This is a genomic window from Fusobacterium sp. IOR10 (genome assembly GCF_010367435.1).
GTDB lineage: Bacteria > Fusobacteriota > Fusobacteriia > Fusobacteriales > Fusobacteriaceae > Fusobacterium_B.
In genome coordinates, this window is the sequence record NZ_WJWY01000016.1 from 29,372 (window position 1) to 44,503 (window position 15,132).

A 15,132-nucleotide genomic window follows, 5' to 3' on the forward strand; every position below is an offset into this window, starting at 1 on the left:
ATGATTTACCTTTGAGTTTCAATACTCTAAATGTTATAATATTCTTTAGCAGTTACTTTAATCTTATGGGATAAAAAAGGAGTTACCTATGAAAAGAAAAGCAATCTTATTTTTCATGATTTCTATTTTAAGTTTTAGTGAAGATTTAACCCTAGACACTATGCTAAATAATATTTCAACAAATTCCTATGAAAAAAATATTTATAATATAGATACAAAAAAAAATAAAGTCAACCAAAAATTTTATACCCTAGATAATTATAATGGAATTACAGGTAGTTCAAAAAACACTTATCTTAGGGAAGATAGAACATATAAAACAAGTGGAACTATTTCCTATGGAGATTTTTATATCAATGGTTCAAAGGAAGAAAATGAAGAATCTGAACTAATTTTAGGTATTAACAAGAATATTAAGGATATGATTTATTCAGAAAATGATAAAAATTTAAATAATAATAATCTTGATAAAAAAATTAATAAACTAGAATACCTTAAAAATATTGAAACTAAAAAATTGAACTTAGTTGATCTATACAGGGATTATAAAAATATAGAGTTTGAAATAATAGCTAAAACCAACGGAGTAAAAACTTTAGAAAACGAAGAAGAAATATTAAAAAAATCCTTTAAACTAGGTAAAAGTCCTAAAATAGATCTCAAATCTGCAACTATAAACAGATTAAATTTAGAAATAGAATTAAAATATTTGAAAAAAAACAAAGCTAAAATAGAAGAAAGATTTTTATATGATTTCAAAATAAATGTAGCAGGAAACACCCTAATGAATATACCTAAAAAAACTGATGTCTTGGACAAATTTCTAAATAATATTGGAAATAAGGATTTGGATATTTTAAAAATTCAAAAAAACAAAATAAAAGAAAATATAAATTATTTGAAATATGACAATAAGTACCCTGATATATCAATAGGTTTAGAACATGATTTTGGATCTAAAGAGGAATCCATTAAAGAAAATAGAATATTTTTAGAAATATCTAAAGATTTATTTTACTATGACAATGATTTGGAAAATGAAAAATATAATTATCAGAGAAAAATGTTAACTATATCTGAAGAAACTGACAAAAGGAATTCAGAAATTTTAAAAACTAAGGAAGAATATGATAATTTACTCATGGAATATCAAGTTAATAAAAACAAAGCTAATTTAGAAAAGAATAAGTATGATATTAAAAAGTTAGAATACAAACTTGGAAAAGTAACATATTTAGATTTAATTGATAATTTTAACGACTATTTAACATATAAAATTAATGCTGAAAAATCAAAAAATAATTTAAACGCATATATCTATAAAATTATAATTAGAGGAGACATATAAATGAAAGTAAATAAAAAAATGATTGTCACATTTGTAATTGTTGCTATTTTCAGTGGAGGACTTTTCTTTAAATTAAACTCTAAAAATAAAAACTTAAAAACTTATGAAGTATTTAAAATTAAAATTGGAAATGGAAAGGGATATATTAATGCTTCTGGAAAAGTTGAAGCAAATGATACTAAAGATGTTTTTGTTGATAAAAAACTAAAGGTTGATCAAGTGTTTATTCAAGAGGGAGATTTTGTGAAAAAGGGTCAATTACTTATGACCTTTGATGAAACCCAAAGAAATAATATTAAGAGAAACTTAGAAAGAAAAAAAATTCAATTAAACAAACAAAAAAGAAATCTAAAGATAATTAAAGGACTATTTGAAATAGGAGGAAGTTCAGTAAATGAAGTTAAGGATTTAGAGGAAGATATTCAATTATTAGAAATAGATATTGAAGAGTATAATGAAGATTTATCCAAAACTGCTGAAAAGATATTAAGTCCTGTAAGTGGTACTATTTCTTCTTTAAAAGCTCAGGAAAATTATCTTGTTGATACTGATCAAGCTCTTTTGAAAATTATGGATCTATCAAATATTAAAATAGTCTTAGAAATACCTGAGTATGACATTAAAGATATTAAAATTAATCAAGAATTAATACTGAAACCAGAAGTTTTTGAAAATAAAAAAGAATTTAATGGAAAAGTAACTAAAATAGCTAAAATTTCAAAAACCTCATCAATAACATCTGAAAACATTGTGGAAGTGGAAGTTAAACCCCTTGAAGATATCCCTGATATTGTTCCAGGGTTTAAAGTTTCTGCCACTATATATTTAGAAGAAAATAAAAATAAAATTCTTATACCAAAAACCTCAATTCTAGAAGAAAACAATAAATACTATGTCTTTTCCACTGATGAAGATGGAGTTTTATCTAAAATATATATTGAAATAAAATCCATTGATGGAGATAAAGTTATTGTTTTAAATGGGCTAAAAGAAAATGATGAAATTCTTAAAACTCCCTTTGAAAATTTAAAAGTTGGAGATAAAATTCTTACTTCTGAAGAATCTAAAGGGGATGATAAAAATGATAATAGAAGTTCGAAATCTAAATAAATATTATAAAAATGGAGAAAACTCTTTGCACGCTCTAAAAGATTTGTCATTTAGTATAGAAAAGGGAGAATTTGTGGCTATTATGGGAAGTAGCGGAAGTGGAAAATCTACCATGATGAATATTTTAGGATGCCTTGATAAGGAATTTAGTGGAACGTATATTTTAGATGATATTAATGTTTCTTCAATAAAAGAAGATAGATTATGTAAAGTTAGAAATTTAAAGATCGGTTTTATTTTTCAAGCATTTAATCTCCTTCCAAAATTGTCAGCTCTAGAAAATGTAGAACTTCCTTTAGTTTATGCTGGAATTCATAAAAGCATTAGAGAAAAAAAAGCAAAAGAAGTTTTAGAAAAAGTAGGACTAGGTGATAGAATGTATCATAAGCCAAATGAATTATCTGGAGGTCAGAAACAAAGGGTGGCAATTGCTAGGGCTATAGTTAATGACCCTGCAATAATATTAGCTGATGAACCTACTGGAAATTTAGATAGTGTATCTGAAAATGAAATTATGAATTTTTTTAAAGAATTAAATGATCAAGGAAAAACTATAATAATAGTAAGTCATGAGCCTGAAGTTGCTAAATTTTGTAAAAGAATACTTTTGTTTAAAGACGGTGAAATTATAAAAGATGGTGAGAGCAAATGAATTTCTTAGAAAGTTTTAAAAGTGCTATAAAAAGTTTAACAGGTAATAGAGCTAGATCTTTTTTAACTATGCTAGGAATTATCATAGGAATAACTTCTGTTATAACTATGTCTGCAATAGGTAAAGGTGGACAAGAGAGTATTACAGGTAAATTAAAAGAAGGGGGCTATGGAAAATTTACAATATTTGTTGATAAAAAGGCAAAGGACTTTAGATGGAAATATCTTTTTGATGATGTTCTAGTTGAAAAATTAAATAACAGCAATTATTTTAAAAATGTAACTCCCTATGTGAGGGATAGAATGTACTCTAAAATTAAAGATAATTTTAGTAGAGTTTGGTTTACTGGGTCCACCCCTGCTGTTGAAGATATTGATAAGGTTGAAATGCTTTCTGGAAGAAATTTTTTAAGTTTTGAGTATAAAAATGCTGAAAAAGTTGCTATAATTGATGATATAACAGCTAAAAATTTATATGGTTCAATTGATAATGCTCTTGGAAAGGAATATTATCTTTTTAAAAATAGAAAATCTGCAGGTATTCCCTATGAAATTGTAGGAGTTTATAAAAATCCTTTTAAAGGTTTTGCCAATGCTCTTGGGGGACTTAGAATACCTAGGTTTATTAGATTTCCATTATCAACCTATGATAGAATCTATAATTTAGATAATTCTAGTTCCTATGAAGAACTGCTTATTGAAGCAAAAGATCCAGAAAAATCACAGGAAAGCATGGTTAAATCAAAGGAAATACTAGAGGAAATTACTGGAGTTAAAGATTTATATGAAGTTGAGGCTCTTGCTAAGGGTTCTTCATCCTTTGATAACATCCTTAGTACCCTTAATATATTTGTAACTTTTGTAGCTGGAATTTCTCTTTTTGTAGGGGGAATTGGAGTTATGAACATAATGCTTGTTAGTGTTATTGAAAGAACAAAGGAAATTGGAATAAGAAAATCTATTGGAGCTACTAATAAAGATATTCTTCTTCAATTTTTAATAGAGTCCATTATACTAACAGGACTTGGAGGAATTATTGGAATCTTTTTAGGATTTGTTTTAGGAGAACTAATTGGAAAAGTAATTGGGATAACCCCTTTATTCTCCTTTAGCTCAATTATTACATCCCTTATTGTTTCAACTTTTATAGGAATTATTTTCGGTGTTATACCTGCAAAAAAAGCTGCTGAATTAAACCCAATCGAAGCTCTTAGAGCTGAATAAAAGGAGTGATTATGGAAAATTTTAAATATTACACACCAACTAAAGTTATCTTTGGTAAAGATACAGAAAAAGAAATTGGAAATCTTTTAAAAGAATTTAATGGTAAGAAAATCTTGATTCATTATGGAGGAGGAAGTGTTGTTCGTAGTGGTTTACTTGCTAAAGTAAAAAACTATCTAAAAGAAAGTAATATTGATTACATAGAATTAGGAGGAGTAAAACCTAATCCTAGGTTGTCCCTTGTTAAAAAAGGAATAGAACTTGGGAAAAGAGAAAACATTGATTTTATATTAGCTATTGGTGGAGGAAGTGTTATAGATTCTGCTAAGGGAATAGGATATGGAATGATGATTGACTATGACGTTTGGGATTTGTATTCTAAAAATAAATTTTCAAATAACTGTATGCCAATTGGAGTTATACTAACAATGGCTGCAGCTGGAAGTGAAATGAGTCCTAGTAGTGTTATTACAAATGAAGAAGGGTGGCTAAAGAGATCCTTTAGTATTGACAATGCTAGACCTAAATTTGCTATATTAAATCCTGAATTAACTTATACATTACCTAAATATCAAAGTGCCAGTGGAATCGTTGATATTATGATGCATACTATGGAAAGATATTTTTCTCCAACTGGAAATATGGAAATAACTGATGAAATTGCTGAAGGATTAATCAGAACAGTTATAAGAAACGCTCCTATAATTATGGAAAATCCAGCAGATTATGAAAGTAGAGGTGAAATTATGTGGGCTAGTTCCCTTGCACATAATGGTCTTACTGGATGTGGAGGCACTGGAGACTGGTCTTCTCATCAATTGGAACATGAGTTAGGTGGGATCTATGATGTGGCTCATGGAGCTGGACTGTCTGCTATTTGGGGTTCTTGGGCTAGATATGTTTTTAAAGAAAATCCAAAAAGATTTGCTCGTTTTGCAAATAAAATATTTAATATAGAAAATATTGGAGATGAAAATACAGCTCTTTTAGGAATAGAAACAATGGAAAAATTTTATAAAAGTATAGATATGCCAACTAATTTAAAAGAATTAGGATTAGAACTATCCCTTGAAGAAATTAAAATTTTAGCTAATAAATGCAGCTTTAATGGCAAGAGAACCATTGGTTCATTTAAAGAATTAACTGAACAAGATATGTTTGAGATTTATAATAATGCAAAATAATTGTAAAAGAGCCCTTCAATTAAAATTGAAGGGCTTTCTTATAAATTTATTATTTTTTAGGAATTTATTTTAAATTATATTTCTCTAAATTTTCAACTCTTTTAGCTCTTTGGCTTACACCAATTATTCCCATCTTATCAATGGATCCTCTTAATTTCAATGTATCATTATCCACTAATTTAGCGCTTCCATGATAAAGTTTCCCATGCCAAGAATCGTAAACCCAACCACCTTTTAGTTTCCCATTTTTTTCATATAGTTCCCCAACAATTTTAAGACCCATTACCTTTCTACTTTTAACCCTTAATTCTTTATTCGGATTGTTTCTATCATATTGCTCGATTCCTTCCATCTTATCCCCTTTAGGATAGACAAAATCTTTTAACCAAACAACATGACCCACATATTCTTCACTTGCTTTTTTATCTATTTTTATAATGAACTTTCCTTTTGGCATCATCCAATATCCTTCATATCCAGATTTTCCAAAGGAAATTGTACCTAATAAAAATAATAAACCTATTATTTTTTTCATAATCACTCCTTTTTTATTAATTAAACTTATTTTTTAACATTGACCATAATTTTTTTAATCCCCTTATTTCAAATAAAGATTTTAAAATGCTGATTCCTAATTTTCTGTTTATAGGATAACCTATAGCTTCTAGATCTTTAAAACTTTCCAAAGCATATTCTAAAATTTCAACTAAATATTCCACTGTGAATTTATTTTGAAAAATATCTATATCACTAGCTTCCTTTTCATTAATTTTATATTTTTCCATAAAAAAAGCAATACCTAAATTTATTTTTCTATTTTCATAATCTTCCTTCATATCACATAGATCATCTAGCCCTTGAAGAGATAGTCCTAATTTATATAAAGAACCTAAACAAACATCTATTTTTTCATCAGTTTCTAAATATTTAGGAGCTATCAATCCTATTTTTAAAAGTTGTCCTCCTATTCCACTGTGAACTTCATTAAAAATATATTTATAACTTGGATAAGAATCATATAAAGAACAATCTCTCAGTCCTTCACTTTTTGCTATAATATGAATTCCTTCTAAAATTTTAGAACTTACATCTATTTTTTCCTTATCTAGGTCATGTAATATATCTTCTAAGTTTTTATAAAGCAATAACATTAACAATGTATTTTCTGTTGTATGTTCACTTATTCCATTTAAAAATATTGCTCCTTTTTTTTCATTATCAATAATATTATCTGTACAAGTAATAATCCCTCTAAGATAAAATATACATTGACCATATTTAATTTTATTCTCATTTTTTATATTTAAAAATTCTATTAAACTTACCATAAACAAAGTAAAGAAATTCTTTTTCACATTATCTTTCATTGATAATTTTTTCATCTCAATATCTTTATAAAATGATATATTTGATATATCCCCTTCTATTTCATTTGTAATTAAAGAATATATTTTATTGGAAGTTTTAAACAAATCTTTTAATTCCTTTTCTACTTTTTTTGAATTTATATTTTTTGTGATTGTTTCTATCATAGTCCCTCTCTTTTCCATTATTAATATACTCATTATAACATACTTATTGGTAATTAATTAAAATAAGTATTAGCTTTTTTATTTAAAATGCATTATAATTATTATAGTGATACAATTTTCAAAGGAGGATTATATGGGATTATTTGACGGACTTTTTAAAGAAAAATCATGTACTGTTAATAATGAAAAAGAACTTACTGAAATTAGTAGTCTAAAGGAATTAATAACTAGTCAAAATTTAGAAATTGAAAAATTAAAATTAGAATTACATAATTTGAAAAATACAACTTTATCCCCAAAACAAGTTTATATTATGGAAAAGAACTTAAAATCTTCTAGGGAAGCTAACACTCTTTTAGAACAAGAAATATTAGAGCTAAAGAAAAAAAATTCCTATGATGCTATTTCCCATAATCAAATTTATAACAATCTAATTAATAATAATTTCATTTATAAACTAGGAATAGAAAATTTTTTTAAAACTATTAAATTTGAAGAAGTTCGTAATTTTTTAAAAAATAATAATATTTTATTTATTCAAGATATGAAATCTCTTCCTTCTCTTAAAGAACTTTTGAAAATTAAAAATGGAGATTTAGCTTTGGAGAAATATGAAAATTTAAAAAAGGGAATTGTTCCATGGGATTTAAGAGTATTCCTGTGTAAAGGGGACAAGGTCCATAAAATATATAAAAACAAAAGAAAATTTATAACTTACCTTAATAAACATAATATTGAATTTATGGATGACATGAATGATTTTGATTTTGAATCATTAATTGTTAAAGGAGGCTTTCCAAAGAAAGCTGTTGAGGAATTTAAAATCTTAACAAATGACTATTTTAATGAATTTAAATTAGAAAATAATTAAAAATTAGGAGTATGAAAATGAAAAATATTTTAATTGGAGTTTGTGGTGGTATTGCTGCTTACAAATCTGCTAACATAGTTTCAAAATTAAAGAAAAAAGGATATAATGTTAAAGTTATTATGACTAAAAATGCAACAGAAATAATAGCTCCCCTTACTTTGGAAACTCTTTCTAGAAATAAAGTTTTTGTTGATATGTGGGATAAAAACAGAGGATATGAAGTTGAACATATTTCCCTTGGTGAATGGGCTGATCTTTGTCTTATTGCCCCTGCCACTTATAATATTGTAGGTAAAATTGCAAATGGAATAGCTGATGATATGTTATCTACTGTTATATCTGCTTGTACATGTGATAAATTTATTGCTCTTGCAATGAATGTTAATATGTATAACAATCCTATTCTAAAGGATAATATTGAAAAATTAAAAAAATATAACTATCATTTTATAGATTCTGATGAAGGATTTTTAGCTTGTAACACTAATGCTAAAGGTCGTTTAAAAAATGAAGATGATATTGTTAATATTATTGATAATTATTTTTTAAGTAAAAAAAGAAAAAAATTACTTACAGGTAAGAAACTCCTTCTAACAGCTGGAAGGACTGAAGAACCTTTGGATCCTGTTAGATATTTTAGTAATAATTCAAGTGGAAAGATGGGATATTCCATAGCTGAGCAAGCTGTTAAATTAGGAGCTAAAGTTACTTTAATCTCTGGACCTACTGATCTTGATGTTCCCAAGGGATTATCTGAATTTGTACAAGTTAAAACAGCTAAGGAAATGTACGAGGCTGTTTTAAAAAGATTTGATGACACAGATATTGGAATTGCATGTGCTGCAGTTGCAGATTATAAACCTAAAGTGTGTTCTGATCAAAAAATAAAGAAAAATACTGATGAGCTTGTTATTGTCCTAGATAAAAATCCAGATATTCTTTATAATATGGGCCTTAGAAAAGATAAACAGATTTTAGTTGGATTTGCTGCTGAAACTGAAAATATAATTGAAAATGCAACTAAAAAACTTAAAAAGAAAAACCTTGATATGATAGTTGCAAATAATGCCCATAATATGAAAAGTTCTAATAATGCTGCTACATTTATAAAAAAAGACGGAAGCATGAAAGAATATGAACAAAAACCTAAAATTGATCTTGCTTTTGATATTTTAACAGAAGTATCAAACATAATAACTAAATAAAAAATTATTGACATATTTCATTAACTACTATATTATATTAGAAATTAATAGTAAAGGAGTTTACATATGAAATTTTATAAAACAACAGGAACTTGTTCTAGAGAAATTGGAATAATTGTTAAGGATGACATTATTGAAAAGGTTGAATTTGTAGGTGGCTGTGATGGTAACACTAGTGGTCTTTCTAGTCTTTTAACAGGAATGAAAATAGATGATGTTATTAATAGATTAAAGAATATTACTTGTAAAACTAAACCAACTTCTTGTCCAGATCAACTTGCTCAAATATTAGAAAAAAATTATATTAAATAACGATAAACCCCTTTTCTTAAAGGGGTTTATTTATTGCATTCCTTGGACAAACTAAGGAACAAGAACCACATTCATCACAATATTTTGAGTTTATTGAGTATTTTTCTCCTGGAACAATTGCTCCAAAGGAACAAATTTTTTCACATTTTCCACATGCAATACATTTTTCCTTATTTACTACTAAACCTGCTTTAAGATACTCCATTCCACCAAAAGAAAAGCTCTTTCTTTTTATTTTATGAGTAAACTTTTCCTTAGCAAAATCATAATTATAAACCTCTCCTTTAAATTTATACAAAACAAAGGTTGTCATATTTGGATATCTTTCAATATCCATTACCATTGGATTAAATTTCTTGTCCTTTAATGCTTTTTTCTTAAGTTCCTCAAGGGAAATCTCTCTTACGTGCCCACTTACCCTTATAAAAAATCCTGGTGGAAAATCAGAAAGTCCATTTTCATCATGGGTAACTGGAACAGTTTCTGATACCAGTGAGCAAACTGCTACTTTTTTGTTTTCAATTAATTGCTTATAAAAAGATTTTACCTTCATTGTTTGAAAATAAATTCCCTCTCTATCATATGTTAAAAAATGTGCTATTCTAATTTCTGGAAAATCATTGTTAATAGTTGCAAAACTATAAGAATGAACTTTCTCAAATGATTCAAAAATTTCTTTTATTTCCATAAATCCCTCCATTTAAATATTTATACCCTTTAGAAAAAAATTTAATTCTTTAGTTGCAGGGTTGTTTAATTTGTCTATTTGTCCATGCTCTAATATTTTCCCCTTGTCTAAAAAAATAAAATAATCTGCGAACTTTTTTAAAAAATCCATTTCATGAGTTACAAATATAAACTCAACTCCTAAATTTTTTAACATCTCAATACTTTCTAATACTTCCTTTGTTAAAACTGGATCCAGTGATGCTGTTGGCTCATCTAGAAATACTAATTCAGGATTACCTGCTAATGCCCTAGCTATTGAAGCTCTTTGAGCCTGTCCTCCTGAAATATTCCTTGGTTTCTTATTCTTTATTTCCTCTAGAAAAAAATCCCTTAATAAACCATTGGTAATTGCATTGGACCTTTCTCTAGAAAAAGATCTTGCTTTTTCTAAAACTAAGTTTATATTTTCTTCTACTGTTAAATGAGGAAATAAATTATGATTTTGAAAAACAACACCTATTTTTTTTTGATATTCTTTAATATTTGTCCTTAGCAAACTTATATCGTTTACCCTTATACTACCATAATCTGAAAATTCTATTCCTGAAAGTTGTCTAAGTAAAGTTGATTTTCCACACCCAGATTCTCCTATAATTCCCAAAACTTTTATATTACTAACAGAAAAATTTAAATCACACAATATCTTTTGATTTTGATAACTTTTTACTAAATTTTCTATGTTAATTTTCAAATTCATATCTCCTTCCAATTTTATTTGCCAATAAAGATAATGGGATCGTAATACTTAAATACATTATCCACATTATTATATACCCTTCAATAGCAGCATAATTTTTATTTGAAATCACTGTTATCATATATGAAATTTCAGTAACTGAAATTATTTTTAACAATGCTGAACCCTTTATGATACTTGAAAAATTATTAATTAATAGAGGTATTAATGGCTTTATCATTTGAGGAATAATTATATATTTATATTTTGTATAAAAATTGAAATTATACAACTCCATAATTATCTTTTGTTCTTTACTTATAACAGCTGATCCAGCTTTATAAGAATTAGCAATATAAGGAGTCATATAAAAAGATAAAGCTACAATACCTAAAATTAATTTGTTTGTAATCTTAATTCTTACACCAAAAACATAAACAACTAAAAATATCATTACTATTAAAGGAGTTCCTAAGATTATTTCTTTAACTATATTTATAAAAGTATTCAAAAATATATTCTTGTTTTCCATTAAAATATAAAATACAAAACCAGATATTAAACTTATAAATAAAGTTATTATACTTATTATTAATGTTATTTTAAAACCTCTTAACAGTTTTGAATACTGATATAAAATAAGATTATAATTTGGATGGTCACTTACATTTAATATAATCTTAAAAAATATAAGAACAATCAAAAGATAAGCACCTAATTTACTCAGGTTTTTCAACAATATACTTAAATCCAAGTTTCTTATTTTTAAAGTATTCCCTAATGACTTTGTCATACTTAATTTCAAGCTGTTCATACATGCCACCCTTTTCATATAATTTTTCTATAAATTCATTTGATTTATCTAACAACTCTTTATTTCCTTTTTTTACAACAAAACAAGATGTAGAATAATCCTTTATTCCTAAATAAACTTCTGTTGTTTTCTTATTAGCAAGATGATTCCCTATAATTGTGTAGCTTCCAACCATAACATTAGAACTTCCATTAATTATCTCTTCCATAGCAGTTCCTATTTCTGTAGCTTCTATAACATCTCCACCATATTTATAAGGTATATCAACTCCAATAGTTCCACTTAATCCAATACATTTTATTCCTTTTAATTTGAAAAATTTATCTGGACTAATATTATCTGAAATATTATTTTCATCATAAAATTTTTTATTAACTAAGGCCATTGTTCTTCCATACCTGTATCCTTTAGAAAAATCCATTTTTACTTTTCTTTCTTTGGTTACAGACATATCACTAATTAATATATCTGTTTCTTCACTATCCAAAGAAGCTGATAGCATTGAGAAATCTGTATTTACTATTTCCACTTTTCTCCCTAGATATTTTCCAAATGCATAGGCTAAATCAACTTCAAATCCAGCAGGATCACCTGTATCATCTATATACATAAATGGTGGATATTTTAAATCTATACCCACTCTAAGGATATTATTTGATTTTTTTTCCCTTCCACAACCTGTAAATAGAAAATTCAAACTGAAAAATAATCCTATAAAAAATATACATTTTATTTTTCTTAACATATAGTATCTCCTTTTTCTTAATTTATATTATTATACACATTAATATTTATAATTTGAATATTATTTTACGCCTAAAAAATGCAAAAACAAGACTTTGATGTTGAATAAAAAAAACATATGTATTATAATATTAGTGTGGAGGGTGAGATATATGAAAGTAAAAAATATAAGCTATCGAAATCCAAAAAACAAGAATAATTCTGATTTGGAAATATTAAGAATTAGACATTTTTTTGAAACACGACCTCAAAAAATGTTAGAAACTGATGTTCGTCTTAATTTTTGGATTTTACTATATATTACTAAAGGAAATGGAGTACATTATATTGATTTTAAAAAATATCCTTATAAAGCAGGAGACTTAATAATTATTGAACGTCATCGTGTTCATTCCTTTAAAGTGAATAATAATGTGGAAGGTTATGTTATTAATTTAAATGAACCTTTCTTTTTTGAAGATGGTGAAAATAATAATATGGATTTACTTGCATTTTTTGAAACTCCCTATGAAAAACCTATTTTATCCATAGATATGTCAAAAATTTCAACTAACAAAATTCTTATAGATTTAGTTTACAAAGAGTATTGTAAAAATCATGATTATTCTTCAAAAAATCTTATTCGTTCACTGTTTAAAAGTTTTATTTTTTCATTATATTTAGAAAAAAAAGATAAAATTATTAATTCTTCCACTATAGAATATAAATATTACAATAAATACCGTGAACTTATCGAGCTAAATTTTAGAAATTTAAAAACAGTTAACAACTATTCTAAACTTATAGGAGTTAGTGTTAAAACAATAAATATGGCATGTAAAAAATGTGCTGATATAAGTGCTAAACAACTTTTAATAAATAGGGTTATACTTGAAGCTAAACGTCTTCTTGTTAAAGGTGATATGAAAATATATGAAATTTCATATTATTTAGGTTTTAATGAACCTGCTAACTTTTCAGCATTTTTTAAAAAACATACAGGTATGAGTACCAATGATTTTAAAGAAGTCATTAAATTAAAAAAATATAAATAATTTTACTGTTAAATACGCCCTAAGCTATTATAGCTAAGGGCGTTCTTTTTATATTAAAAAGATAGTTTATCCCATGCTCTCAATTAAAAATCTCAAAATTTATAAAAATTAATGTCCTAATTTTATATAGAAAAATAAAGCAATATAATCTAAAATAACCCAATATATTTAAAAATTAAATATAAAAATTATAGAAAAACACTGTAATCTTATCCCGATGTATAAATATTTTAAATTCTATTTGACAATTGCATCAAAATAATATATAATCTTATGCATATTAAGAAAGACGGAGGTGGCATATGAAAAGATATATTATTTTAGCAATTATAAACAACAATAATAATAATGGCAATATGTCGGGATTTGAACTTACTTAATGTTTTATAACATTTTGAGGGCAAATCCATTTTATCTTGTTTAATTAAAGATTAAAATTTATGCCCTAATTAACTTGTTAATTCGAATCATTTGGGGTAGTACTCAAATGATTTTTTTTATTTAAATTTTAAAGGAGTGACTATTATGAAAAAATGTATTATACCAAGTGGATATGAAAACAAACTAAGCTTATTTGAAACTGAAGTAAGTATTAAAAAAGTTAAAGATTTCTTTCAGCACGCTCTAGCTTATGAATTAAACTTAACTAGAATTTCTGCACCTCTTTTCCTTAGTGATACTTCTGGACTTAACGACAACTTAAATGGATATGAAAGACCTGTAGGTTTTGATATTAAAACTATTCCTGGAGAATTCTCTGTTGTTCATTCCCTTGCAAAATGGAAAAGGATGGCATTGAAAAAATATGAATTCCCTATGCACGCTGGACTTTACGCTGATATGAATGCTATTAGAAGAGATGAAGATGAATTAGATCCTTTACATTCTATTTATGTTGACCAATGGGATTGGGAACTTATAATAAAAAAAGAAGAAAGAAACTTAGAGTTTTTGAAAAAAATAGTTAAACGTATTTTTAGATCACTTCAAAAAACTGAAAAATATATTAACAGAGAATATCCTCTTCTTAGTGAAAAATTACCTGAAGACATATTTTTTATCACTTCTCAAGAGTTAGAAGATGCTTATCCTGATTTAACACCTAAAGAAAGAGAAAATGTTATTGCTAAAGAACATAAAGCTGTTTTCATTTCTCAAATTGGTAAAATTTTAAAATCTGGAATAAAACATGACGGTAGAGCACCTGACTATGATGATTGGGATTTAAATGGAGATTTAATTGTATGGTATGAACCATTACAATGTGCTTTAGAATTAACTTCTATGGGAATTAGAGTTAGTGAAGAATCCCTTGCAAAACAACTTACTATAGCTGGAGCTGAAGATAGAAGAGAATTACCTTTCCATAAAGCTCTTCTTAACAAAGAATTACCTTATACAATAGGTGGAGGAATTGGACAATCTAGAATTTGTTTATTCTTCTTAGAAAAAATTCATATTGGAGAAGTTCAAGCGTCTGTTTGACCAAAAGAAATGATTGACCATTATAAAGAACATGGAATTAAATTTTTATAATTATATGTGTTAATACTTTAATTTTTTAACTTTAATTTTTGCTTTTAGGAGGTATTTTAATGAATAACATGCTAGAAATTTTTGGAACAAATCACTTTTCTGAAATAGAATTGAAAAGTCGAATTCCTGCTTCTATTTTTAAGGAGTTTAAGGCTGTTCAAA

16 protein-coding genes are annotated in these 15,132 nt (G+C 26.2%); 10 read left to right on the top strand and 6 right to left on the bottom strand.

Annotation, left to right across the window (positions count from 1 at the left end; genetic code table 11):
* Positions 1-88: 88 nt before the first annotated feature.
* The 5 genes from GIL12_RS05990 to GIL12_RS06010 are packed head-to-tail and all read left to right on the top strand — an operon-like array spanning position 89 to position 5,517.
* Positions 89-1,348 carry a TolC family protein gene (locus GIL12_RS05990; protein ID WP_163469590.1) on the top strand — a complete coding sequence of 420 codons (1,260 nt, stop codon included), beginning with the start codon at positions 89-91 and terminating at the stop codon, positions 1,346-1,348.
* Positions 1,349-2,458, top strand: coding sequence for an efflux RND transporter periplasmic adaptor subunit (locus GIL12_RS05995; protein ID WP_163469591.1), 1,110 nt, complete (start codon positions 1,349-1,351; stop codon positions 2,456-2,458).
* Positions 2,430-3,110, top strand: a complete 681-nt coding sequence (locus tag GIL12_RS06000) for an ABC transporter ATP-binding protein (RefSeq protein WP_163469592.1) — start codon at positions 2,430-2,432, stop codon at positions 3,108-3,110. Before GIL12_RS05995 ends, GIL12_RS06000 begins: the two co-directional genes overlap by 29 nt.
* Entirely contained in the window at positions 3,107-4,333 is a 1,227-nt protein-coding gene (locus GIL12_RS06005; protein WP_163469593.1) for an ABC transporter permease, read from the top strand. Before GIL12_RS06000 ends, GIL12_RS06005 begins: the two co-directional genes overlap by 4 nt.
* Positions 4,334-4,344: 11 nt before the next feature.
* Positions 4,345-5,517 carry an iron-containing alcohol dehydrogenase gene (locus GIL12_RS06010; RefSeq protein ID WP_163469594.1) on the top strand — a complete coding sequence of 391 codons (1,173 nt, stop codon included), beginning with the start codon at positions 4,345-4,347 and terminating at the stop codon, positions 5,515-5,517.
* 64 nt (positions 5,518-5,581) lie between these two features.
* Here the strand turns inward: GIL12_RS06010 and GIL12_RS06015 are convergent, their stop codons facing one another.
* Both GIL12_RS06015 and GIL12_RS06020 read right to left on the bottom strand, forming a co-directional pair.
* Positions 5,582-6,052: a DUF2147 domain-containing protein gene (locus GIL12_RS06015; protein ID WP_163469595.1), complete on the bottom strand. Its 471-nt coding sequence runs from the start codon at positions 6,050-6,052 to the stop codon at positions 5,582-5,584.
* Positions 6,053-6,068: 16 nt separating this feature from the next.
* Positions 6,069-7,049, bottom strand: a complete 981-nt coding sequence (locus GIL12_RS06020; RefSeq protein ID WP_163469596.1) for a hypothetical protein — start codon at positions 7,047-7,049, stop codon at positions 6,069-6,071.
* 133 nt (positions 7,050-7,182) lie between these two features.
* On the opposite strand from GIL12_RS06020, the gene GIL12_RS06025 reads away from it, so the two are divergent.
* The 3 genes from GIL12_RS06025 to GIL12_RS06035 all read left to right on the top strand — a co-directional run bounded on the left by GIL12_RS06025 (position 7,183) and on the right by GIL12_RS06035 (position 9,437).
* Entirely contained in the window at positions 7,183-7,920 is a 738-nt protein-coding gene (locus tag GIL12_RS06025) for a hypothetical protein (RefSeq protein WP_163469597.1), read from the top strand.
* 17 nt (positions 7,921-7,937) lie between these two features.
* A complete protein-coding gene (gene coaBC, locus GIL12_RS06030; protein WP_163469598.1) occupies positions 7,938-9,125 on the top strand; it encodes a bifunctional phosphopantothenoylcysteine decarboxylase/phosphopantothenate--cysteine ligase CoaBC in 1,188 nt (395 codons plus the stop codon).
* Positions 9,126-9,191: 66 nt separating this feature from the next.
* Positions 9,192-9,437: a TIGR03905 family TSCPD domain-containing protein gene (locus tag GIL12_RS06035; protein ID WP_163469599.1), complete on the top strand. Its 246-nt coding sequence runs from the start codon at positions 9,192-9,194 to the stop codon at positions 9,435-9,437.
* Positions 9,438-9,453: 16 nt separating this feature from the next.
* Here the strand turns inward: GIL12_RS06035 and GIL12_RS10135 are convergent, their stop codons facing one another.
* Genes GIL12_RS10135 through GIL12_RS06055 form a run of 4 tightly spaced genes read right to left on the bottom strand, consistent with a single transcriptional unit; the run spans position 9,454 to position 12,401 of the window.
* Complete coding sequence (locus GIL12_RS10135; RefSeq protein WP_239056070.1) at positions 9,454-10,125, bottom strand: 4Fe-4S binding protein; 672 nt, start codon at positions 10,123-10,125, stop codon at positions 9,454-9,456.
* A gap of 12 nt (positions 10,126-10,137) precedes the next feature.
* Entirely contained in the window at positions 10,138-10,863 is a 726-nt protein-coding gene (locus tag GIL12_RS06045; protein ID WP_163469600.1) for an amino acid ABC transporter ATP-binding protein, read from the bottom strand.
* A complete protein-coding gene (locus GIL12_RS06050) occupies positions 10,847-11,656 on the bottom strand; it encodes an ABC transporter permease subunit (RefSeq protein ID WP_203522542.1) in 810 nt (269 codons plus the stop codon). Before GIL12_RS06050 ends, GIL12_RS06045 begins: the two co-directional genes overlap by 17 nt.
* Complete coding sequence (locus tag GIL12_RS06055; RefSeq protein WP_163469601.1) at positions 11,562-12,401, bottom strand: transporter substrate-binding domain-containing protein; 840 nt, start codon at positions 12,399-12,401, stop codon at positions 11,562-11,564. The genes GIL12_RS06050 and GIL12_RS06055 overlap by 95 nt, the downstream gene beginning before the upstream one ends.
* A 151-nt stretch (positions 12,402-12,552) precedes the next feature.
* Here GIL12_RS06055 and GIL12_RS06060 point away from each other — a divergent pair, with 151 nt between their 5' ends.
* Both GIL12_RS06060 and asnA read left to right on the top strand, forming a co-directional pair.
* The gene (locus tag GIL12_RS06060; RefSeq protein WP_163469602.1) at positions 12,553-13,434 is read left to right on the top strand and encodes an AraC family transcriptional regulator; all 882 of its coding nucleotides are present in this window, start codon (positions 12,553-12,555) and stop codon (positions 13,432-13,434) included.
* 525 nt (positions 13,435-13,959) lie between these two features.
* A complete protein-coding gene (asnA, locus tag GIL12_RS06065; RefSeq protein WP_163469603.1) occupies positions 13,960-14,919 on the top strand; it encodes an aspartate--ammonia ligase in 960 nt (319 codons plus the stop codon).
* Positions 14,920-15,132: the final 213 nt, after the last annotated feature.